This is a genomic window from Zobellia barbeyronii (assembly GCF_018603515.1).
GTDB classification, from domain to species: domain Bacteria; phylum Bacteroidota; class Bacteroidia; order Flavobacteriales; family Flavobacteriaceae; genus Zobellia; species Zobellia barbeyronii.
Window position 1 is genome coordinate 363,013 of record NZ_JACATN010000002.1, and the last position, 24,622, is coordinate 387,634.

Consider the following 24,622-nt stretch of genomic DNA (forward strand, 5'->3'; position numbering starts at 1 on the left):
TTTAAGTCTGTCCGACGTACTAACATATTAAAGTCTGACTAAGAAAAGAAGTATTCCTTTTATTAAAATCGATATATCATTTACCGCCGTTTATATTATAAAAATCCATAATATATGATATCGATTTTCCCGAATCACTTAATACCTAAAAGATTAGGGGTATTGTTTTTTACCGCAGTATTGGGAGAATTTTTGTTAACAACAATCAATCTTTATAGATACTTACAATCAAAAGCATTATTTACTCTCCGCCAAGGTATTTTCTTCCATGATTTCTAAATCATTCGTAATTCTATTCAGTAGTACACCAAAATCATCTTGGTTGATGAGGCTACTTTCACGATTTGGAAAAATCTCCTCCACAGGAAACCTGTGATTCAAATCAATGGTAAACTGATAAAAATTGGTAAGCAACTCACCCTTAGTATCTAAAAGAGGAACATCTAAAGTAATTGGATTACTATTAACATTGGTCTGATCAGGAACTATCCAGGGACGACTTGAGTTAAGAACATCTGAATCTCGCTTTATGGTAACACTTTTCCGAGGTATTCGCTTTTTATTCGTGTACCATTTATGATTAACCGCATCATAGGCATCGTAAGTTTCTTGTGCCGTTTTAACAACAGCTAAACTATCTAATGTAGAAACGATAATCTGTGTTGCTGCAGCATTAAAAGGGAGCTTAGAATGCAAGGCTTGCATGCCTACGTGAATGCCTAGTAGGTTGGAATATACATCCTCTACCGAAAAACTAGAAAATTTCTCTGGCATTAAAGGAATAGTCGATGCTCCAAACCAAGTAGAGATTTCGTGCCATAGAGAAAAGTCATATGTTATTTTTCCCGCTAATAGAATACAGTCGCTATTAGTAAGCTCTGCTGGTATATTCAAATATAAAGTCTTGCGTCCTGCTTCGTTCCGCAAAGGCAATATCACTTCTCCTTTACCTCTACTGTTTAAGATAACGGTATACAAATAGCGCGTCCAATCAATTTGATCTCGTAAATGTCCTATGTCTATAAAACCTCCTTTATGGGAATAAATGGTTCCAATACCTTCACTCTTATTACCCATATAGTGATGCTCGTTTAAATCGTCTACACTAATCACCTGATCAATATTTACAAATGGCACGCCCCATAATTTTAGGTCATATCCAAAAGCACAACAAGCCCTAATAATACGCGGAGGGATTTTCTCTAGATCAACATCATCAGGAATACCTTGGGCACAAGTAGTTGCTGGATTAACAACAAAAGCCAATAGCAGTAGTAATTTTATGCTATATAATGTTGTTTTGTACATATCAATTTTCATGGTGCTGTTGCTAAATATCATAGATTATTACGCTTCAGCATATCAGGATAGAGTTCATCTTCAACCCACATAAAGTTAGGAAAAATGCGAATTATTTTTTCATAACACAGTTTGGCTAGTTGTATTTGATCGGTGGCTTCGTAGGCTTGACCTAAAGCTGTCATGGTGTTTATATACATCCAATTATTAACCACCAGTCCTTGTTTTTCAAAACTTTTAACCGCCTTTACATAGTATTCTATTGCTTCCGTCTTATCTCCACCAAAAACCGCTGGACGATAATACATTGAATTCCCCTTCTCTATATTACCTTGAATATTCTCCGGATCTAGCTCTATAGATTCATTTATATACCGCATGCTTTTGGGGCCCAAGTAAACAGCCTTAAACTTTGAGATACCAATGGTAAAGGCAATGTAAGCTCCTTTGTAGGCCAGAAGGGTTGCATTTTTTGGTGATTGATCTAATAACTTATCAATAATTTGCTCGGATTTCTCAATGTAATCTTCTGCAGTATCATATTTTTCGGCACCAATTAACCAAGCCGTATACCCGTAATAATAACTGATGAGCTCTAATTGCTCTTCTAAATTATTCTCATTTACATTCTTTTCGCAAGTCTGCATGAGCTCATACCACTTATGCATTTTACCTCTAGAATATGCTTTGTAAATTGAATCGCGGTAGGTGGTACTCTGAGAAAAACCAGATTGCATTGTAAGCAACAAAGTGAAAATCACAATAACTAATCTTGTAATATATTGCGGCCTTTCCATATTAATCGCTTCTGTTGGTTGTTAATGAGTCCTTTTATTATGATTACAAGAAATACTAAGTGTTGGGGTAATGCCAATACTATATTTTGAAAAACTGATTGTTGGCTCGCCAAACTTACAAAAAAACGAATTGACACTATGCCAACCATATAAGCGGTAAACCACCATATACCCAAATTAACATAGAGTACGAATGGCGCAATTGTGGTTATAATTCCAAAAGAAATCGTTACCAAAATACTATTTCCAAAAAATTGAAAAATGTTTTTTGTAAATCCCTCAACAGCAGTATCTAACCCGTCATACATACGGCAAGAAATATCAGCATCTCCTAAGAGCGTATCACAGGCTAAATCTTTCTGTTTAAATAATTTTATAATAGCAATGTCTTCTACCCTATGGGCCTTACATTTTTCATGCGGCCATATATCTTTATAAGTAACTGCTTTAAACATGATGAATTGCCCATTGGCGGCTGAAAAGGCTTCATTCTTTGAATTCCTAATTAGAGAAAGTGGCAGTAAACTCAACAAAATCCAGTTCATTAGAGGTACTGAAATTTTTTCTCCAAAAGACTGCACTATTTGCTTTGGGAATATAGAAAGTAACTGAAGCTCATATTTCTGGAAATGGCTAATGCTGCGTTTAATCAAATCTTTTCTTACGCTCACGTCTGCATCTAAAAAAAGTAAAACATCTCCGGTAGCAGCTTGTGAGAGTTGATTACAGGCGTGATTCTTTCCTAACCAACCCTGTGGAAGTTTTCCTCCGTTTATAAGTTTAATGTTGGGGTTCTTTGTTTCCCACTGTTTAACGATGCTTCCCGTTCTATCGGTTGAGTTATCGTTATATACGATGATTTCAAGAGCGCTGTACTCCAACGTAGATAATTGCTCTAGTAAGGTCCCAATGTTCTCTTCCTCATCGCGAGCGGGTATTAAAATGGAAATATTAGGCTCATTGGCCAATGGAGCCACCTTTGGTAAATAAGCAAACGAAAGGTAATTAACGAGCGCTACAAGCAACCTGATAATGAGCAAGCCCATAAGAAAATAACAGAAATAAATCATTTAGGCTCCTAGTTTTGTAAAACACGTTTTAGCAAAACGATTAAATTCTCTTTCTACATCTTCGGCAGTGGTATCTGCATTTATGGTCTGTGTTTCATAATACACACATAAATCTGGTCTAAGATTGGTTCCATAATTAATCAAGTTGATATTAAAAACCAACTGAAAATCGTTTTTTACGTTTTCTAAAACATGTGTAAGTAAGCCTTTTTCAAAAGTAAACTCTCGTATGTATATGCTCTTAATCTTTCCTTGCGGAAAAAATAGAAATAGGTTTTCTTTATCCTGTAACAATTCAACGGCATATCCCAGACTCTCTAAACTAGACCGTTTCCCTTTACTAATAGAACTAGCTCCTATTTTGGTTAACAGCATATTTTTACTCAACTCTTTTTCAAGCATCATAAAATAAAACCTGCGGTTAAAAACCTTGAAGTTTAATAAGATTTGGATAAAGCCATCGTAAAACGAAAAATGATTACTTAACATAAGAATAGGAACTCCTTTTTCTTCGTAATCACCAGTATAGTTAACATTGCCAAAAAAAAAGCCGATAAATATTTTTGTATAATATCTAGATATTTTTACCCATAATTTACTATGATTGGCTCGTATCATTTCTAATTTATGTTGAATTCATTTAGAATAACTATACCAATAAAAAAGCCGAATTGAATGAAAAATAGCCAGCGAGCCGGTCTGTTATGCGTGTCTATTTTAAAATACTGAATTGCCCAATTAAACAATAGAGCCAAAAGAAACCAAACCACATAGTTATTTATGGGAGGGTCGTTTTTTGAAAATTCCCACATGTCCATTAAAGGCGCTACTTTTTCAAGTAAAATATCGTAAAGTATCATTAGCGATGCTCCACCTATAATAATCGGGGCGCTTTTAGATGTGTATTTAGAGATAATACCATTAGAGGCATACACTAAGAAAACCCAATTAAGACCAATAACAACGGGTACATCTATTATTTTAATACCAAGCCCTTGCCCATAAGCATACACCCCAAATAATTTGCCGGTTGCTACACCAATAATTTCAGTTATGATACTCAATATAAAAATACTTGCTAAAACTGCAATCGTTTTTATATTCCATTCTTTATGATGCATTAAAATGGCCCCTGTTACTAAAACCAAGGTGTACGGAGTAATTAGCTTAAATAAATCGTGCGTGAGCGGCATAGCATATAAGACCAAACCAACACAGTAAAAAACTATAAAAGTTTTTGGAAGACCCTCGTTAACTAAATATTTAATTATCCGGTTCATCTATGATGCAGGTATTTCATTAGCAACAATTTTAGCACTGGCCAAACAGAGCGGTATTCCGCCACCGGGGTGGACGCTTCCACCAACAAAATACAAGTTTTTTACACTTTTAAGAAAGTTTGGGTGTCTTAAAAATGCAGCAAACATAGAATTAGAAGAATTACCGTAAAGCGCTCCTCCTTTACTAAGGGTATTTTGCTCAATGGTTATGGGAGATGCAATCTTCTCATATTCTATATAATCTTCAATATTTGTTTTAAGAGATTTATTGATTTTATTAATAATGTTCTGTTTGGTAGCACGTATCAGTTCATCCCAATTCTCCTTGCTGTTAGAAGGAGCGTTCACCATTACAAACCAATTTTCGCAATTTTTAGGAGCATCACTTTTAACCATTTTTGAACTCACAAAAATATATACTGTAGGATCATTATGAATGGTTTTCTCTTGAAATAGATTCGTAAACTCTTCTTTATAATCACCGCTAAAAAGAATATTATGCAAGTCTAACTCTGGAAATTCTTTGTTCACTCCCCAATAAAATACCAAGGCAGATGATGAAGGTTCCAAACGCTCTATTCGCTTTTTTTGTGGGTGATCCATCAGATTATTAACCACATAATTAATATCCGAATCTGATACAACGCTATCAAAAGCAAACTTCTCGTCCCCTACGCTTACTCCAACCGCTTTATTATTTTTTATATCGATGGATGTCACCAACGAATTAAAATTAAAACGAACCCCTTTTTTTAAGGCGAGCTCATAAATGCTCTTTACAATAGAATACATGCCTTGTTCCGGAAAATAGGCTCCCAGATTGTTTTCTAGATGCGCTATTACATTTAGTGTTGCAGGTGCCTTATATGGATTAGAGCCGTTATAAGTAGCATACCTATCAAACAATTGAATAAGCAATGGACTTTTAAAACTGCTCTTATTATCTTCATGCATGGTTTTATAAAAGCGAATCTTATGAACTTGAAGCAGCGATTTTAAAACCGAAAACTTCAACAAGTTCTTAACTTTATGCAAGGAGTTAAAAAGGAAAATATCTGCGGTAATTTTGTAAATCAATAACGCACTTTTAAAATATCTAGTGACATTAGAAGGGTCTTCTCCTAGTTTTTCTACACATTCATCCGTGAATTTTTGCTGATCAGACCAAGCAATAAGATTTTCACCTGATTTGAAGAAATACTTGCATAGCACATCAAGCTTTTTATAAGCAAAAGTTGCTGGAACTTTTTCACCAGCTGCACCATAAAGCTCTTCTACTAATTCTGGCAATGTAAATAAAGATGGTCCGGTATCAAAACGATACCCTTCCATATTAATCTCACTTATTTTCCCGCCAGGAGAATCGTTTTTTTCAAATACAGTTACTTCATGTCCCTTAGATGCTAATCTGCACGCAGTAGCCAAGCCACCAATTCCAGAACCAATTACAGCAATTTTCATGCGTTCTTAGTTTTTTTAGATTTCGTTTCAAAGACTTGAGTTAACGCCAATGGTAATAAAAGCAACGAAAAATTATAAAACATATCTTCTATAGGAACTGAAAGAATACGAATCCCTAATATGGCCTGAGGACTATAATCAAAAACAGGTTGTTCAATTCCTGTACCCGTTAAGATTCCGTTTATGATAAAAAATGGAATTAGTAAGATAAGATAGATAGCTAAATAATATTGTAACACTTCTCTAGCAAAATAATAGCTGAGTAAGAGTATCACTGGCAAAACAAGTAAAACAACAAAAGTATAGGTATAATCTCTATTTATAATTGACATGAGAACTGATACTACCGTTAATAGAAAAGTTACAATTTTTGTCCACCGTTCATTCAACTTGAATTTTGGAAAATGAAATTGAATTGCGTAAAAAGAGAACGCACAAGCATACGGAATGACAATAAAAAACAAGTACTCTTCCAAAGGAAGCTTATTTATATAAATTCCCGAATTATAGATTGGGTTAAAAAACCAATATCCATTATGCGTGAAAATAATATCCCAAACAACAAAAATAAACATCGTTATTAAAATTGCAGGAAGCAGATATTTCCAACGCTTATAGAGTCTAAGGTTTTTCTCGAAACTCAACGCTAGAGGTCCGGCAAGCGAAAATAGAAGTATAATTAAATAGAGCGACATAGTTAAAGTTTTTCCTGTATGCTATGCCAGTGAAAGTTTATTGGTACTGTAATTATAGATTTTATGCCCAGATTTTAACCCCATTGGGTATTGGAATTCGCTCATTAAATAATTTCTATAAAGGAGTGCAATTTATCTTAACCGTAACATTACGGTAGTTGAAGATAGGTTGCATACACTCCGTTTTTATTGAATTGTTAGGCAGTAGGTTAATCCTCTCTAAAGCAACTCTAAAATCTTAGTAAATGTCTGTTGCAAAAGTAATAATCTTTTTCAAACTCGCCTATTATTTAAATAGACGCTTACACTATTATAAAAACCTTTCTAACTGCTGTTTAGTTACTTTTGGAGCGTATGCTTCTTTTTAGCGATCAAACCTAACCTTCACTGTATTACGTTCTTTTAAAAACCGGCTCAATTCAATATTTACCGCAGCTCTTCTTGCCTCTCTTTTAATTTGTGTATACTCCTTTCCAATTCTAAGCAAGTATTACAGTTCGTACCTAAAAAACTACGGTTCAGAATCTAAATATTTAGATTTTAATCAGGTTCAAATAAGTTTGTCTAAACTTTATGAATAACCTTATATGAACAAAATTGCAAAGCGGATTTTTAAATTTGTACTAGTCAATTGCATCCTTTTTATTACTGTAAGCCTTGTACTTATATATTGGCCTATTCCGAAGAAAGAAAATCTAGAAAATTATGATTACAGCTCCATAGACAAAACTTCTCATGGCATAGACACAACTACTACAGAAAAATGGATTGAAGCTAGGGATGGTCAAAAATTATTTAATAGAGTTTATCCTAGTCACACTAAAACAATTTGTATTCTAATTCACGGGTCTGGTTCGGATAGTAGGTATTTGAGTGATTTATCAAAAGATTTATCCACCAAAAATATAGCAACAGTTATAACCCCGGACTTAAGGGGACATGGACGCAATATTCAAAATGAAACAGATATTGAATATATAGGACACTTGGAGGACGATATTGAAGATATCATTGCCTATGCGAAAGATAGTTTAGAGGCTAAGAGGATAATTTTGGCAGGACACTCCTCTGGCGGAGGTTTAGTTTTAAGATATTTAGCCAATAGTGAACTTACCCCAGTAGACAAAGCCATTATGATTTCACCCTACTTGGGTCATGACGCTCCTACAGTAAAATCTAATAGCGGAGGATGGGTTACCGTTGGTGTAAAAAGGTGGGTAGGAATAACAATGTGGAACACTCTTGGAATAACATTTTTCAACAAAATGCCAGTTTTGTTTTTTAATAGACCAAAAGCATATGAAGATGATTTGCAGGTTAGTTTTTATTCTTATCAAATGGCAGTAAACTTTGCTCCAAAAAGTTATAAAAATGATATAGAACTTCTTAGTACAAAATCATTGGTGATAGTCGGAAACAATGATGAAAGCTTTTATCCAAATAAGTTTAAAGAGGTATTTAAATTGAAAGAAGATATTACAAAAACCTATGTGATTCCCAATTCCAATCATTTAGATATTGTAAAAAATTCCGAAGCAACAGATAAAATAATTAATTGGATATCACCTGGTACAGATTTATGACAAATACATTTAATGCAATTAAAAATCAACGACCTTTTCCCCTTATGATGGTCCCCACAGATTCTCTATTAGGTTTTTAATTTCTAAATGACGTTCTTAACCAATTAACTAATAACGTTGGCAACAAGCTTAAAAAATGAAAGTAAAAATTCTAAAATCAGACATTCAACTTGAAAACGATAGAGTGTTGCTTCTCCCTTTTGATAATCCAAGAAATGAAGAACTCAAAGATATCATCTTTGATAAAGAAATTTGGGAGTTCATGGGCATGAGCGTGAATAATGAACAAGGGCTAAAAAACTATATCGCAAAAACGATTAAAGACAAAAACAACCGTCTTTGTTATCCTTTTTTAATTATAGACAAGGAAACTAATAAAGTTGCTGGTTGCACAAGATTCGGAAACGTAAATGCCGCAAGTAAAAAATGTGAAATTGGCTGGACTTGGTATGGAACAGATTTTCAAGGTACAGGGTTAAACAAAGCCTGCAAGTATGAATTATTGAAGTTTGGTTTTGAAACGATTGGATTTAAAAGAATACAATTTAGTACAGATAGAGATAACCTAAGGTCTCAAAAAGCAATAGAAAATCTAGGTGCTCAGAAAGAGGGTGTTTTTAGAAATAACTACGTGGCTGCAAATGGAGAAAGCAGGACTGATGTGTATTACAGCATCATAAAAGAAGAATGGAATACACTCAAAGATGAAGTTTTTCCTGAATTTTTAATCTATTAGTTAAACCAATACATCACTATCTAGATATATAATTTTTGACTTGTTCTGTGGCTTCCTGATAAACGTATCAATTATACGAGTAGTATGATAAGAGTGCGTTTTATGGACAAGGTAATTTTCAAAATCTTCCGGAGAGGCTATTTGATCATTCATTCCCACAAAACCAAATCCTGCATAGACACCGTCACGGACTAATACAAAACCCATTTCCCCCTCTTTTCGTCCTTTCAACTTAATTGCGAAATTATTGAGATTGGATTCTAGAAATTTCAATGCTGTTTTTACTCTAGCATTATAATTTTCAGGGTCCTCCTCTCCCATGCAAGCAGAGGGGCAATCTGATATCTTTTCATGGTTGCATTTACCCTGAATTCTATGGAATCCAGAAAATTTTGGGCAAAGGTTATATTCCTTGCAAACCTCCATGAGTTTTTCCGCAACAGAATTTCTATTATAATATACCTCGTTAACAGAATCCGGAAAATCCTTTCGAACAATAGAAAGTTGCAGATAGCCCTTTTTATTTTCCTTAGAAGCAATAATGAATGGCGCGGTAGGTTTCTTTTGGGCTATATTATACTTAGGATGATGTAGATTTATCTCATCAGATTCTAATAGTTCTGCTATTAGATTACTACCCGTGTAAACAAAATCTATATCCGCCGTTTCTTCGCAAAGAGTATACTCCCGCTCCAATTTGCTGTTAAAATGACTTTTAACCCTATCTCTTAATCTTACGGCCTTACCCACGTAAATGATTGCGTCATTACTATCCTTAAAGTAATAGACCCCAGGTTTTCGTTCTAAAGAATTAAGTTCTCTTTCACGCTGTTGATACAGCATTCTTCTGTCATAATATTCTACCGCATGATTTTCATTTTGATTACTATTTAAAACCAATTTATCTAACCATGCTGCGGTCCATGTGGCCATACCGTCACAACGGTTTAAATCATTGACTGGAATACTAAAATGTTCGGATAGCCCCCTTAAATCCATTGATTCTTCCGGAAAGCGCTCATTTATTAGTTTAGAAATATATAAGGTGGGGTGTACAAACTTATATCCAATTTTCTTAAACTCGCTTCTTAGAACCCTATAAGCCAAATCCGAAAAAGAGACTAAAATAGTCCCTTCAAGAAGACGTAATATTTCTTCTGCTATTTCACGAAAAACAGGCTCAAACTGAACAGTCTCATTATCCAAACCAGTAACCTCGGTTAATTCAGTACCAATATGCATTTGTGGATTTAGTAAGCTTGTGAACCGCTCCACTTCCATTTGGTTAGTAATCCGTATAACACAGATTTCTATAAGCCGATGAAAATGTTCTGTAACTGCTACCGTATTTACGGCAACGATGGCATAGGACTGATGAGACATTGTTTCTTATAAATTTTTGGAATACACAAAATTAGGAAATATTCCGGCACATTGGATATATTCCATATTTCATATGCTTTATTGTTTTTATAATGCCATTAGAATTGCACGTAAAACAAAACCCATTTTTGTTAAAACCTCTATTTCTTAAAATTTCTAGAGGTTTTAAAAAGTTGCATAAAAGAGAGTGTTAGTACAAGAGAGGTGGCGAATCCCATAATCGCTACAGTAAAGAATACAATGCCTTCAAAGCTTAGGTTTTTAAACCACTTTTCAGAAAGCGCAGTTAAGAAACCCTCATTTATTTCAGTTGCATAAAATGCGAAAAATATAGTAAAAATAAGTGAGGCCATAAACCCAGTAACTATACCTGTGGTAAACCCTTTACCATAATTAAAATTTCTACCCTCCTCTAAACGCCTATACTTTATAGCTTCATAAATTCCAAATCCTGTAATAACTCCATTAAACAAACTATAGAAAACATTGGTATGAAGATTAAACAACGATAAAACTAAAAAGTAGGCAACTAGTGATCCGCTTGTAGCAAGACCAAAACGGATAGGTAAGCTTAAATTTTTCATGTCTTTTAGATTAGATTTACTCTAAAAATACCGAAATACCATATAAGACAGCTAACATAAACGGAATAATGTTTAATATTTATTCAAAAACGTTAAACATTATTATTTTGTAGTGGTCAAAAGCCATTTTAAACCTTACTCTGCAACAATTACACTATTAGATTATACAAAGAATCTAGCGTCCCCATCACATCAGTTTTAATTTTTACTTGTGCGCTACTTATATCATAACCTTTTTTAGACTCAGCATTCCTAAGCATTTCAATTCAAAATTTGTTGGTATATAGTTACTTTTACCAAAACGAAAAAGTTGGAAAATAATGAAATTCAGAAAATTGGAATGATTCTACTAAGAATCAGTTCAATGTTGCAAAGTTCAGGTGCTTGTACCGCTCGCATAAGAATTATTTTGCACAGAATTGCCAACGCTTACGACATGAATGCCGATGCACTCATTACGCATAGAGCAATTATATTAACGTTACTAAACAACCAAGAAGAACCTGTTTTCAATAATATAAAACGGACTATACCTATAGGAGTTAATTTTAAAATCGTTTCAGGAATCAGCCTAATAGGTATGAGTATTGAAAATGATAAATGGGAATTAGACCGAATTAGCAGTGAGCTTGATAAGCTAGAAAAAACACCTTCATATAATCGGCTAGTTATTTTAAGTGCAGTTTCGTTGGCGGGTGCGGGGTTTTGTTTCCTTTCTGATGGAAACCTCTTTTCAATGGCCGTTTGTTTTGCTGCTACCTTTATTGGGCTTTTTGTTAAGCAAGAAACAACCCGTATTCATTTAAATCCAAACTTGTGTGTATTCCTGGCAGCATTTACAGCAACGATGATAGCAGGCACTTTCAGACATTTCTTTCCAGAAGGAGGCTTAGAACAAGGATTTGCCACTTCGGTTTTATTTCTTATTCCGGGTGTTCCTTTAATCAACTCCTTTATCGATTTTATAGATGGAAACTTGTTAAACGGAATAATACGGCTTACCAATGGATTAATATTTTCTATTATGATTGCCATAGGAATGATTTGTTCAATTGTAATTTTCAACTTCTAAAACATGGACTATATTCATCTTATATTAAAAGCTTTTGCCGGAGGAGTTGCTGCCATTGGCTTTGCTGTTTTGCTTAATGCAAATCGTTCTTCACTAGCAACAATATTTTTTCTTGGTGCCACAGGTGTTTTTATAAAGACAGGGTTACTCTTTTTCAATTTTAACATTATTATTGCCTCTTTTTTTGGTGCTATAATGGTTGGGTTTTCTAGCTATTTTTTAGCCCTTTACATTAAAAAACCACCATTAACTATTGCTATTCCATCTGTAATTCCAATGATACCCGGTCTCTTTTTGTACCGCATGATGATTGGTTTTGTGGAACTTGCTGGTAGCAAAGAATTTAGTGAACATGAGTTTGTTAAATTACTTTCATATACCTATTCTAATGGGATAAAAGCCATATTCATATTATGCGTTTTGGCCATTGGAATAAGTTTCCCTTACCTCATTTTTAGAAAAAGTTCAATGCATTATTTACGAAAAAGGGAAGCAAAAAAAGGTGTTGTAAAATGAAGATTTTGCCCATATCCTAAAAGCTAGGAAATCATACTTAAGCCGTACTTAAAGAATGTAAAAATAGGTATAGCTTTGACTCCGCTAAAAGACGACGTACAAGAAGTAGCCCTCCTTATTATTTTCAATTTAAAAATTTGAATTTCTGAATGCAAAATTTGAAAACCCATTACCATCCTGAAGTAAAAACGTTAGAGAATAAATCTATTTTCACGAGGTTAGCTACAAGGAGTATCGCAATTCAAGGAAATACCATTCTCCTACTCTACACTGAACGATACGAAGATTATAGCCTTCCAGGCGGAGGTCTAGATTCTGGAGAAGATAAAATTGAAGGAATGATGCGAGAACTTAGTGAAGAGACTGGAGCGCAAAATATTAGAAACATTAAGCCCTTTGGCGTATATGAAGAATACAGACCTTGGCACAAGCCCGGTTTTGACGTTCAACATATGATTTCTTATTGCTACACATGCGATATTAGCAAAGAACTGGGCATTCCAAATATGGAGCAATACGAAACAAAAAATGGGATGAAAGCCAAATGGATCAATATCCACGAAGCCATAAAACACAATACAGAAACAATGGCCACAAGTGATAAAAAAGGAATGTCTATTGAACGAGAAACTTTTCTGTTAAAGCTTATCGCTGAAAGTATCGATTAAGAGCTTATTCTATTATTTTTTTTTTAATCGCTTCAATGGTAGATTGAGATTAAAATAACTCCAACAAAACACCTATAATTACACTAATGAAAAGAGCCATTAGTTCCGCAAGATATTTAGGTTTTCACTAAACCATAAGAATTATATTGCTGATTTAAATCTTCAAAAAACAATCTGAGTTTGATTGGTTTCCGCCTGCTACTTCTAGCATAGTAATTGTTTTATTTAAAACCGTACTGACTTCAAATAGGCCTGTAAGGCCTTTTTACAGACACCTGAGCGTGATTACCCCCCTCTTTTCAAACTATTACCCCCTCCCTATTCTTGTATTCTCATCATATTTTTAGACTAGAGTTAGAAACACCAATTTCAAGATTATAAATTTATGGATGAGTGTTAAACAAGCCCATTTATTAATTGAATTTGAAACAGCTATTACTCTTTAAAAAAACAGTGTTGAAGTCAATTATTAGCCATATAAACCCATTCCATTTTTCTTAGAATAATACCTAAATAAAATCACTTTTAAATGAAAATACACAAAACAATATGTTCCCTAATTTGCATTGTCCTATGGGGGTGCAATAGTAACTCTTCCGTAATTACGCCTAGCCAGGTTTCAAAAAGTAACACCGCAATACAGGATATAGACCCTATGTCTCAGAAAGGTGTTTTAGAGTTGATGGATTTAACCTCCACTTGGCAAATCAATAACCTACCCCATGTCATGTATATCCCCGGCGGTATTATTGAACCGCTAACCACACATAATTGGGTAAGAGCAACTTTTTTATCGGGCATGATGTCTTATTACGACCTTACCAAAGACCAAGAGATTTTTAATTATGTTGATGGGTTGTGTCAAGAGGTAGACTACAAATTGGGAGAACGCCAAAGACATGCAGATGAATTTGCTATAGGCCGTGTGTATACTGATATTTTTCTAGTAAACAGAGACCCTAAAGTATTGGAAGATATGTATAAGCGAGTAGATTACATCATCGATAATCCTAAAAGAGGACCTGTTGTTGGGTGGAACGGAGACACTAACTGGTCTTGGGCAGATGCCTTATTTATGGCACCTCCTGCATGGTTAAAATTATACACCTCCTCTGGCAAAAGAAAATATTTAAATGAAATGGATGTGCGGTTTTGGGATACCTATGACCACTTGTACAGTAAAGAGGACCATTTGTTTTATCGTGATGACCGATTTAAATGGAATAAAGAAGGAGATGTTCTAAAAACCGAAAACGGTAAGAAAGTATTTTGGGGAAGAGGTAACGGTTGGGTCGTTGGAGGCCTAGTGGATATGCTTACTTACACTCCTGGAGATTTCCATAGCCGAAAAAAATACAAGCAGTTATACCTAGAGATGATGGAGGAAATTGCCTCGCTACAGGGTGAAGATGGTATGTGGCGTACTTCCCTTTTAGATGTTGAGCAATACCCGGTTAAGGAATTTAGTGCCAGCGCTTTCTTTTGTTATGCCATGGCATGGGGCGTAAACAATGGAGTATTAGATAAAGAAGTGTACCTACCTCATGTAAAAAAAGCATGGAGCGGACTTGTGAAGTGCATAAACGCCGATGGAAAAATCGGATATGTTCAAAAAGTAGGGTCTAGCCCATTTGCGCTCAGTGAAAATGACACCGTAGAATATGGTTGTGGTGCCTTCCTTCTTGCTGGGAAACAAATGCATGAATTATTTGAATAACAATAAACCGTACCAATAGTAACTAGGTGCAACAATAGTTCTATATGAAAAATCTCTTTTTATTACTTCTTACCCTTGTATTGAGCCACTCCCTGTTTTCACAAGGTTCCACCCAACCAGCTTCTACCTATGAAGATTTTGAACAGGGCATTCCCAATGGAATATCCGCCACAGGAGGCAAACTAGAATTGGACTCCAAACGCGTAAAAGATGGTAAAAATTCTTTAAAATGGAATTGGGTTCCGAACGATACTCTAATTTTCAATACCCCTATAGGCTTTCATCCTCAAAGGCCTATCAATACTTTAGGGTATGATAAGGACCAACTTAAAAATGTGCACTCCAACACCAACTCTACCAAAATAATTTTAGAGGCTCCAAGAGGTTTCTTTATGTGGATTTATAACGAGATTCCCCGTAATCAAAGTCTCATTTTTCAATTTGGGCGAGGTAATAAAGTTGACACCCATTTTGACTATAACTTAGACTTTAAAGGGTGGAGAACAGTCTATATTCACTACGACCGTGGTGATATGAAAGGTGTTCCACAAGAGGACATGAACAAACTAAAGATTGTTGCCCCAGCAATAGGTTCAGGCGCTTTTTATATTGATGTAATCAATACATCCATGCAAATGTTCGCGCGTACCAAGAGCCCTAATCCTCAGTTGCCACACATACAGCCCCATAACAGAAAGTCTACCAATTATGCATCACTGATTTATGAGTTCAGCAAATTCAGACCTAATTTTCAGTTAGAAGAGCTAAATCCTGAACTAGTTAAAGCAATGGATGATATGGCTGTAAAAGCTGATGAGTTCATTCTCCCCTCATATGAGCGAGAGCTATTACAAAAAAAGCCCATTTCTGATTTAGTGAAGAAGTACGACGCCTATGGAATTGTTAGGGAAGCCGACGAAATTTATGGTAAACCTTTAATAAAAGGAAACTTGATAAAGGGTGATTTTGCGGACAGCGGAATGAAAAACAAGGAAGGTGTTTTTGATTGGAAGGAATATGGCCAGTTATTGTTGGGTATATCCAAGCGATATCAATCCATTACAACTCCCCAAGATAAAGCTACTCTAGAGAAAATGTTTTTGGATTTAGTAGATTATGGTATTGACCAAGGATTTGCCAAAGGTGCAGGGTTAGGATGGATTCATCATTATTCCTATGAAGTTCGCGAACATGCGCCAGCTTTCTTTTTAATGCGGAATGTATTAGAGCAAAATAATCGTCTTGAAGAGATTACGGACCTAATGAAGTGGATGTACAGTTTCAACCAAGTCTACAGGGAAGATATGGCTTATATGGTCAAAGGCCGGGTTGGAAATGATGCAGATGATGCTCAAGGTTTAATTCGCCCTAGATTGCTGAGCGCGTTGATTATGGAGAACTCACAAGAAAAAGTGCGCGATCTTCGTCATTATTCTTCTTATTTATCTAATGTTTCAACAGCTTATGCAGGTGCTTTAGACGAAATTTTAAAAGCAGATGGCACGGTTTGTCGTCATGCAGGCCATACCTTGGGATATGGCGGCCGTGGGGCACATGGGTTAATATCTGTGGCCTACCTTTTGGCAGATTCGCCTTTTAATATGAAGGATGAATCTGTAGGACGTATAAAAAAGGCTATCCAAACTTATTTTAACTGTGTGTTTACACCAGAACTTAAAAACCCAAGAGCTTTTGATAACATTCGTTTTAGCCCATATACCGTACCGGAGCATTTTTACAATCTTCCTGCTTTAGCAGCACTTTCCGGCAGCACATTTGACCCAGAATTGGCAAATTTATACGATTGGCTAATCTCGCTACGGAAAAAACCCGACCCAATGGATTCTTATTGGACCAATAAATTGAATAAGGCATCCGTAGAAAGAAAGAGTTTTGAGCAACCCAAACTACAGATAATGTCCTATTCCAGTCTTGGGGTAAAGCGTAATGAAAATAAATGGATGACTACCGTACGTGGGCATAGCAAATACGTATATCCTTTTGAAAGTTGGGGACCTAGCTATTTTGCGTATTCCTTGTTTATTGCTAACGGTTTTTTAGATGTTACGTATTGGGATGACCTTGGAAGTACTAGTCCAAAAGATGGTGTTTGGATAAATGGGTACGACTGGCACCGTTGGCCAGGAGCCACAAGTGTTCGTCTACCGTATGATAAAATGATTACCAATCCTGGTCAAATAAAAGATGAAGGCGGAGAGTATTTGTTTTCTGACCAACCATTTGTTGGAGGTGTTTCTTCACAAGAAGGAAATGGTGTTTTTGTTTTCCCTTTTAAAGGACATGACGCTTTTAATATTCAGTCATTTTCAGGTAAGAAATCTTATTTTTTCTTTGACGATTATGTGGTTTGCCTAGGAACTAATATTAAAAGTGATTTAGACGAATATGATGTTGAAACGACCATTCTACAAAATGAAATAAAGGGAAGTACACCTTTAGCTTTAAGCACAGAGAATATTTCTGCATTTCCCTACGAAAAGACATTGAATTCTACCAAACCTTTTTGGATGGTAGATAATAGAAATACGGGATACTACATTCCCTCTGTTCCTAAAAACACTACCCTAAATTTTCAGCGTAAAGAACAGGTAAATCCTGATGCACATGGGCGTGAAGATGTGAAAGGGAATTTCACTACAGTTTGGTTTAATCATGGTAAAGCACCCCAAGATATTAGTTATAGCTATGCCATCATGGCGGACTCTGATTCCCAGAAAATGGACGCCTTTGCTATGGCAATGAATAGTAAGGAGAAACCATACGAAATACTTCAACAAAACGAAAAAGCACATATTGTAAAAGCGCCAAAACTTAAATCTACAGCGTATGCTATTTACGATGAAAGTGTAATCCTCAAAAAAGGAACAGTTACGAAGGTTAGTCGTCCTGCGACATTTTTAGTAAAAGAAGAAGCTGAAGGCATAAAACTGGCGCTCTCAGATCCCGACTTTAATATTTACGAAGGTCAAGATGATAGGTTACCAGATGGCTCACGCGTAGAATTAGCCATCTATGGACGTGAATGGTTTTATTGGCCTACACGCCCTACTACTGTTCAGATTACATTAAAAGGCCTGTGGAAAATAAAAAACCAGATAGCCGAAATTGAAACGGTGGTTAACAAAAAAGCGAAGGTGATTTCTTCCAACAAAAATGAAACAGTAGTTGAGTTTGAATGCCGAGATGGGTTAAGTGCTGAAATATTCTTGATTAAATAAATAGTTCAACACCATCTACCTACTTTAAAATGGCAAAAATCTAACACTATTAAAAGTCTCTTATAATGAATAAAATATTGTTTTTCTTAATCGCATTGTTATTATCCATTACGATTAATGCTCAAGACGAATATCAACCCAAAAAACTGATGGAAAGCTTTGAAGAAGGTATTCCCCCGGAACTTTCGGCGCTCGGAGGCCAATTAAGTATTGACTCCTTGCGTATGAAGCACGGCAAAAAATCCTTGAAATGGGATTGGAAAGGCAATGATGCCCTTATCCTCAATACGCCTATTGGCTATCACAAGCAACGTGATCTATCTAAACTGAAACCTATCGGAAGGGACAAATATCTGATGAACGGCCACTCCAGTTATGACAACAAGGTCGTTCTTGAGTTTCCCCGTGGCTTTTTTATGTGGATTTATAATGAAGAGGCCAGCACTCGCCGTATTACTTTTCAATTTGGACGTGGTGATGTAGTAGATTGTGAGTTTGAATATAACTTAGATTTTGTTGGTTGGCGTACGGTAAGCATAATGTATGACCGTGGAGATATGCGTGGCATTCCAAGACCTGATATGGACAAAATGACCATTCTATCCCCTAAAACCGGTAAAGGAACTTACTACATTGATGCCATAGGTCTTTCGTTGCCCATGAATCCTAAGACCATAAATGCCAATCCTCAATTGCCCTATATCAAACCCCATACACGATTGGTAACCCAATACGAACATCGCTTGTTCGAGTGGTCTCATAATACCCCTTCATTTCAATTAGAAAAGGTCACTCCAGAAATGGTAACAGCTCTTAATGCTTTGGATAAAAAAGCAGAAGAGTTTATTCTTCCATCGTATCAGCGAGAAGAACTGAAAGATGAATCGATTCATAGTATAGTAAAACTCTACGAGCAATTCCAAATTAGGCGTGATGGCGATAAAATATATGGACTTCCATTAGTGAAAGGCAACATATATCCCGAGCATTTTGCGGAAATGGGATTAGGTAAAAAGTTCAATGAAGGCTGCATGACCTGGAAAGAACATTTTTCAAAAGCGCTAATGAAAATTGCTTCACTGTACCGTTCTACAGAAAATGAACAAGACAAAGTCCGCTTAGAGGAAATGTTCATCAATTTATTCGACTATGGTGTAGACCAAGGTTTTGACGTTGGTGTAGGTCTTGGATGGATACACCATTATTCATATGAAATAAGGGAAGTTGGCCCTGCTTTTTATTTGATGCGTGATGTGTTGGAAAAGAACAATAGACTGGAGAAAGCAATTGGCATCATGAAGTGGTTTCACGGTTTTGGTCAAGTGTATCGTGAGGATTTAGTATATGGAGTAAAAGACAGAGTTGCTGCTGATGCAGATGATTCCCAAGGTTTATTGAAACCACGGTTGTATTCCGCATTAATCATGAAAAACTCGCCCGAGAAGGTACGTGACTTACGACATTTCTCTTCTTTCTTTTCTAATATAACAGCCAATTACGCAAATGGATTAGATGAGATATATAAACCAGACGGGGTTACGTTTCACCACGCTGGCCACGCCCAAGGCTATGGAGGAAGAGGTGTTGACGGTGGTGTTTCTATTTTATATTTGCTAAGTCACTCGCCATTTAAAGCCTCTGTAGATGCACAGGCTAGAATGAAAAAAATAACTCAAACACTTTTTGACTGCCTGTTTACCGATGATTTTGTGGGGCCTCGTGCTTTTGCTTCTATCCGATTTTCGAGTTATCAATTACCTAGTCAGTATTTCAACTTGCCTGCTCTAATTGCATTGAGTGAGGATCAATATGACGAAAAAATGGCGGGCTTTTATAAGCAACTAATAGAAGCCAAAGAGAAGCCTACTCAAACAGATACCTATTGGATGGAAAAACTGGAGCAAAAAGGGGAATTTAAAACCTATAATTACCCGAAATCTAGAATGTTATCTTATTCATTAGTAGGTACACGAAGAGAAAACAATGATTGGATGGCAACGGTTAGAGGACACAGCAAATATGTATATCCGTATGAAAGTTGGGGACCAAGTTACTTTGCCTACCCAACATTCATTGCCAACGGATACCTTGATGTTAGCTACCCGGAAAGTTTGGACAGTACAACACCAAAAGAAGGCACATGGCATGATGGATACGATTGGCACCGTTGGCCAGGAGTTACCTCCGTTTATACTCCTTACGAACAAATAATAACCTCTCCGGGACAACATAGGGACGAAGGCGGGGAATATCCCTTCTCCGACCAAAGCTTTGTGGGAGGCGTAGAGACTGTTGATGGGAATAGTGTGTTTGTATTTCCTTTTAAGGGTCATGACATGTTCAAACTACAATCGTTTACAGGTAAGAAATCCTATTTCTTCTTTGACGATTTTGTAGTGTGCTTGGGTTCGAATATCAAAAGCGGAATTAAAGAGTATCCTGTAGAAACAACGATTCTTCAGAACAAAATACTTTCAGTTGACAACGGACTGGTTACAAGTAATGGTACAATAGCCGAATTCCCTTTTAAAAATTCGTTGACCAAGACGAAACCATTTTGGCTGATTGATAATAGAAATACAGGGTATTATATTCCCAAGGTTCCTAAAAATAGTTCGTTAACTATTCAGCGTGAAAACCAAACGAACCCTCAGTATCAGGCTAAAGGAACTACCAATGGTGATTTCACAACAGTGTTATTCAATCATGGTATTGCTCCTCAAGATGCCGAGTATGACTACGCACTTATAATAGATGCCGATGAGAAAAAAATGGAGCGTTTTAATACTGAAATGGCCAGTAAAAACAAACCTTACCAAGTTATTCAGCATAATGAAAAGGCTCATATTGTAAGCTCTCCTAAACATGCAACTACAGCTTACGCCATATACGACGAACATGCAAAACTGGAATCTGGCTTGGTAAAATCCGTAAATCGTCCATCTACATTTGTTGTAAAAGAAGAGGCTAACGGAGTTAAACTAGCCGTATCCGACCCTGACTTAAATATATACGACGGTCAAGATGATTTAATGCCTGACGGAACCCGAATAGAGTCCTCTATATATGAACATGAATGGTATTACTGGCCAAGTCGTGCAAGCAAAGTACAGCTTACATTAAAAGGAGAATGGAAAATAAAAGAGCAAATAAAGGAAATGGAAACCGCTACTAACAAAAGAGCTAAAATCATTTCATCCAACAAAAAAGAAACGGTTATAGAATTTGATTGTAAAGATGGCTTGAGTGCGGAAGTTTTACTAGAGCAATAAATTTCTCTAGTAAAATTTCACACTTGCAAAAACCTAAAATTATACTTTTCTCCTATTTCTAAAATACGCCCATACCGCAATAATAACCATAAAGGCTGCTAGAAAGTAAACAAACTGAGGGATTGGCACTGGATCTCCAGCCGCATAACTATGTAATCCTGATAAGTAATAATTAACTCCAAAAGAGGTCATTATTATAGACCAGAAAGCGAACATGCTTGCCACGTTAAGCACATATGTATTTCTTAAAGCAGGAATGAACCGTAGATGTAAAACAATGGCATAAACAATAATACTAATTAGAGCCCAAGTTTCTTTTGGATCCCATGCCCAGTAACGTCCCCAAGATTCATTGGCCCAAACACCTCCTAAGAATGTACCCACTGCCAGAACAAATAAGCCTATGGTCATTGAGGATTCATTAATGTAGCTAAGTTCTTTTATTTTTAAATCTATAATATCTTTAGTTTTTGGCGTTCTAATAATCATTAAAATAAGCGCCATTAATCCCAAAACAGCAGATAATGCCAAAGGTGCATAACTACTTACAATGGTTGCCACATGTACCTTTAACCAATACGATTTTAGTACTGGCATAAGATTGGTTATTTCTGGATTTATCCAATCCAAATAACTCACAAATAATAACGCTCCAGAGAATAAGGTGGCAAGTGGTAATGCAAAATCTGACTTTCTAAAAACAAGAAAACCGCAAAGCATAAGTACCCATGCCACAAAAATCAACATTTCATAACCATTACTCCATGGGGCGTGTTGCGCCACGTACCAACGTAGAATAATATTTCCCGCAAAGACTATGAAACTAAGAAGGGCTAGAATAATTAAAATATTCCAAACGTATTCTACACTTTTCTTTTGTGTAAAAATCTTTACCATAGCCAAGACCAACAATAGCAAACCTAATATAAACAACACCTGAAATAGCCAGAAATTCAGGTTTAAGTCATTGTACCACAACTCAGCTGCTATTCTTTTATCACTAGGGATTATATCCTCACCCAAGACATTCTGATACATACTAATATATCCCAATTTCTCTGATGCTCCTTCCCAATTCTGAGCGGCCACATCTGAGAAATAAGTCGGAATTATAGTTTTTGCAAAACGCCCGTCTTCTTCAGGAAAATCCTTAAAATCATGAGTGTAGGTAAACCACGTATTATTCTCATCTAGGCTATTAGGAAACACTTTTAAATAGTTTCCAATAAATACATTGTAAAGGATATTAAAACGCTCATCTACTTTGATGACTTCTTTATCAAATTCATTACGCTCTGCCGGTTTCTTCTGATTCGCTTTTTCAACATCTTCTACAAAAATATATTTCCCAGTTTCCTCCAACAAATTCTGAAAGGATATTAGACCGTTTTCACCTAGCTTTAAATCTTCATATGCCGTCCCTAATTTTTTCTTATCAATTTTGATAATCGGAACTTGTTCCCAATACTTTGCAGAAACATGCATTGCCAAAAACGTTTGGTTAGCATCTAATTTTACCGTTGCTCCATTTTGAGTAAGCTGAAAATAAGGCCTACCAGAAATTTTACGTAAAAACTCCGATGTAAGCGTGTTTATAGGTTTTATTCTACCATCTAAATCTTGCACCATAACCCTACCAAATAGTGCGGCATGGTCAACATCTATAATTTGTTCCGGACCACTCTCCTGCCCTTGTATGGCGCTAGCTTGAATCATACTAACACCCAAGAACAAGACTACTAAAAGTGCAGCTTTATTCTTCTTTAGTTTGTTCAACTTTTTATTTACTTCTGTAAATCTTGATCCTTTTCCAAAAAGCGTAAAGAACATACCTACACCCATTAATATATAACCCAAATAGGTAACCCAAGTACCTATGGCATCATGATTTACAGATAGCACCGTACCTTTCTCATCCGTATCATAACTGGCTTGGAAAAAACGATAACCTTTATGGTCTAGCACGTTGTTCATGAATATGCGGTAAGGCGTTTTTACACCCTCATCTATAACTGTAACTTCACTTGCATATGCAGATGGACTTGTAGACCCCGGATACCGTTCTAATTGAAAATCATTTAGCTGAATAGAAAACGGAATTTCCTGAGGTTCGGCACCATAAGAAAGTAGAATAGACAAATCATCAAATTCCGCTTTATGTTCTGTTGGCAGAAACCCCTGTCTATATAGTAAACTCGTAGTTTTTGTTTCTCCTGCAATATTGACATCTACCAACAATGCATCATCTTTATTAGGGTCGTTATCCTTTAATCTATCCGAAGTACTAACAATTTCTATTTTTGCTTTTGGATGATATGCCGTTGGTACAAAAGAGGCATCTCCATCTCTATATAACGTCTTAAGTGTCATATTCATTAAGGTGTCTTTCTTGATTTTTCCCGCCGTTTGAGAGGCCATAATAAAGAAGTCTAAATCTCTTGGCGTATACATTTTAAAGGCACCATCTTTTTCTACAATATTGATTACCCCTTCTCCTTCTGCCTCAAAACCAACTAAATGTTTATGCTCTCCTATTTGCTCAATTTCACCCTTTTGCAAGAATACGGTTTCCCTACCGTTCCCTGCAGTTACTACTAGCTCTAATAATGCCTTCCCTCCTTCTACATCATCTTCTATTTTTGGTAGCGCATCGGCAACAAACTTGTTGTACTTAATTACTATGGGTTTAGAATTGAAATCGGTTTCTATAGTAAAATCATTATTTGTCAACGGAGAAAAACTCAACTTTTGAAGCACCACTTTTGTAGTCTTTCCATCAGATATTTTTGCTTTGACATAGTTGGCGTCAGATATAATAATATTTGAAGAAGCACCCTCTCTAACACGCATTACACCGCCATAAGAAGTATATCTTGTAATACCGGCCCCAACAATAATGAGTACAAAAGACAGGTGAAAAAGAAGAATTGGCCACTTCTCTTTTCTCAGTAATTTATATTTAAAAATATTTAGAATAAAACTAATGCATAGCCCCACCATTACGAGTTCAAACCATAGGGCATCATAAATTACTTTCCATGCCGTGGCGGTACCAAAATCATTCTCCACAAACGTAGCAACAGCCATTGACACCCCAAAGGTTAACAAAAGAAGTAGTGCCAAAATTGGTGAAGCAATTATTTTATATAGTTTTCTTCTCATATCTCTCTAAAAAAAACTTATCCTCATACACTATAAGAGTGATGAGGATAAGTTATATAGTTGTTTTTAATCTATCCGAATGCGAAAC

At 35.9% G+C, this 24,622-nt stretch carries 18 protein-coding genes; 8 read left to right on the forward strand and 10 right to left on the reverse strand.

The window, feature by feature from the left end:
- Positions 1–237 precede the first annotated feature (237 nt).
- The 7 genes from HW347_RS06095 to HW347_RS06125 are packed head-to-tail and all read right to left on the reverse strand — an operon-like array spanning position 238 to position 6,602.
- Positions 238–1,341 (reverse strand): DUF4056 domain-containing protein, encoded by a 1,104-nt coding sequence (locus HW347_RS06095; protein WP_214611030.1) that lies wholly within the window; start codon positions 1,339–1,341, stop codon positions 238–240.
- Complete coding sequence (locus HW347_RS06100) at positions 1,338–2,096, reverse strand: tetratricopeptide repeat protein (protein ID WP_214611031.1); 759 nt, start codon at positions 2,094–2,096, stop codon at positions 1,338–1,340. Before HW347_RS06100 ends, HW347_RS06095 begins: the two co-directional genes overlap by 4 nt.
- Positions 2,066–3,166, reverse strand: a complete 1,101-nt coding sequence (locus HW347_RS06105; protein WP_214611032.1) for a glycosyltransferase — start codon at positions 3,164–3,166, stop codon at positions 2,066–2,068. Before HW347_RS06105 ends, HW347_RS06100 begins: the two co-directional genes overlap by 31 nt.
- Positions 3,167–3,784: a 1-acyl-sn-glycerol-3-phosphate acyltransferase gene (locus HW347_RS06110; RefSeq protein WP_214611033.1), complete on the reverse strand. Its 618-nt coding sequence runs from the start codon at positions 3,782–3,784 to the stop codon at positions 3,167–3,169.
- Positions 3,785–3,786: 2 nt separating this feature from the next.
- Positions 3,787–4,446: a carotenoid biosynthesis protein gene (locus HW347_RS06115; RefSeq protein ID WP_214611034.1), complete on the reverse strand. Its 660-nt coding sequence runs from the start codon at positions 4,444–4,446 to the stop codon at positions 3,787–3,789.
- The gene (crtD, locus tag HW347_RS06120; RefSeq protein WP_214611035.1) at positions 4,447–5,907 is read right to left on the reverse strand and encodes a 1-hydroxycarotenoid 3,4-desaturase CrtD; all 1,461 of its coding nucleotides are present in this window, start codon (positions 5,905–5,907) and stop codon (positions 4,447–4,449) included.
- Complete coding sequence (locus HW347_RS06125; RefSeq protein ID WP_214611036.1) at positions 5,904–6,602, reverse strand: lycopene cyclase domain-containing protein; 699 nt, start codon at positions 6,600–6,602, stop codon at positions 5,904–5,906. Before HW347_RS06125 ends, crtD begins: the two co-directional genes overlap by 4 nt.
- 587 nt (positions 6,603–7,189) lie before the next feature.
- Here HW347_RS06125 and HW347_RS06130 point away from each other — a divergent pair.
- Both HW347_RS06130 and HW347_RS06135 read left to right on the forward strand, forming a co-directional pair.
- Positions 7,190–8,185, forward strand: a complete 996-nt coding sequence (locus HW347_RS06130; protein WP_214611037.1) for an alpha/beta hydrolase — start codon at positions 7,190–7,192, stop codon at positions 8,183–8,185.
- Between the two features lie 136 nt (positions 8,186–8,321).
- Entirely contained in the window at positions 8,322–8,921 is a 600-nt protein-coding gene (locus tag HW347_RS06135; RefSeq protein ID WP_214611038.1) for a GNAT family N-acetyltransferase, read from the forward strand.
- On the opposite strand, the gene HW347_RS06140 is transcribed toward HW347_RS06135, so the two are convergent.
- Together HW347_RS06140 and HW347_RS06145 are read right to left on the reverse strand one after the other, a co-directional pair.
- Positions 8,922–10,304 (reverse strand): exonuclease domain-containing protein, encoded by a 1,383-nt coding sequence (locus HW347_RS06140; RefSeq protein WP_214611039.1) that lies wholly within the window; start codon positions 10,302–10,304, stop codon positions 8,922–8,924.
- 140 nt (positions 10,305–10,444) lie between these two features.
- Complete coding sequence (locus HW347_RS06145; RefSeq protein WP_214611040.1) at positions 10,445–10,888, reverse strand: DUF4199 domain-containing protein; 444 nt, start codon at positions 10,886–10,888, stop codon at positions 10,445–10,447.
- A gap of 310 nt (positions 10,889–11,198) precedes the next feature.
- On the opposite strand from HW347_RS06145, the gene HW347_RS06150 reads away from it, so the two are divergent.
- The 6 genes from HW347_RS06150 to HW347_RS06175 all read left to right on the forward strand — a co-directional run bounded on the left by HW347_RS06150 (position 11,199) and on the right by HW347_RS06175 (position 21,372).
- Entirely contained in the window at positions 11,199–11,960 is a 762-nt protein-coding gene (locus tag HW347_RS06150) for a threonine/serine exporter family protein (RefSeq protein WP_214611041.1), read from the forward strand.
- Between the two features lie 3 nt (positions 11,961–11,963).
- Positions 11,964–12,476, forward strand: coding sequence for a threonine/serine exporter family protein (locus tag HW347_RS06155; protein WP_214611042.1), 513 nt, complete (start codon positions 11,964–11,966; stop codon positions 12,474–12,476).
- A 149-nt stretch (positions 12,477–12,625) separates the two neighbouring features.
- Positions 12,626–13,144: an NUDIX domain-containing protein gene (locus HW347_RS06160; RefSeq protein ID WP_214611043.1), complete on the forward strand. Its 519-nt coding sequence runs from the start codon at positions 12,626–12,628 to the stop codon at positions 13,142–13,144.
- Between the two features lie 529 nt (positions 13,145–13,673).
- Positions 13,674–14,861, forward strand: coding sequence for a glycoside hydrolase family 88/105 protein (locus HW347_RS06165; protein ID WP_214611044.1), 1,188 nt, complete (start codon positions 13,674–13,676; stop codon positions 14,859–14,861).
- Between the two features lie 44 nt (positions 14,862–14,905).
- Entirely contained in the window at positions 14,906–18,100 is a 3,195-nt protein-coding gene (locus HW347_RS06170; protein WP_214611045.1) for a chondroitinase family polysaccharide lyase, read from the forward strand.
- 65 nt (positions 18,101–18,165) lie between these two features.
- Positions 18,166–21,372, forward strand: a complete 3,207-nt coding sequence (locus HW347_RS06175) for a chondroitinase family polysaccharide lyase (protein WP_214611046.1) — start codon at positions 18,166–18,168, stop codon at positions 21,370–21,372.
- Positions 21,373–21,411: 39 nt separating this feature from the next.
- On the opposite strand, the gene ccsA is transcribed toward HW347_RS06175, so the two are convergent.
- The gene (ccsA, locus tag HW347_RS06180; protein ID WP_225901834.1) at positions 21,412–24,534 is read right to left on the reverse strand and encodes a cytochrome c biogenesis protein; all 3,123 of its coding nucleotides are present in this window, start codon (positions 24,532–24,534) and stop codon (positions 21,412–21,414) included.
- Positions 24,535–24,622 lie beyond the last annotated feature (88 nt).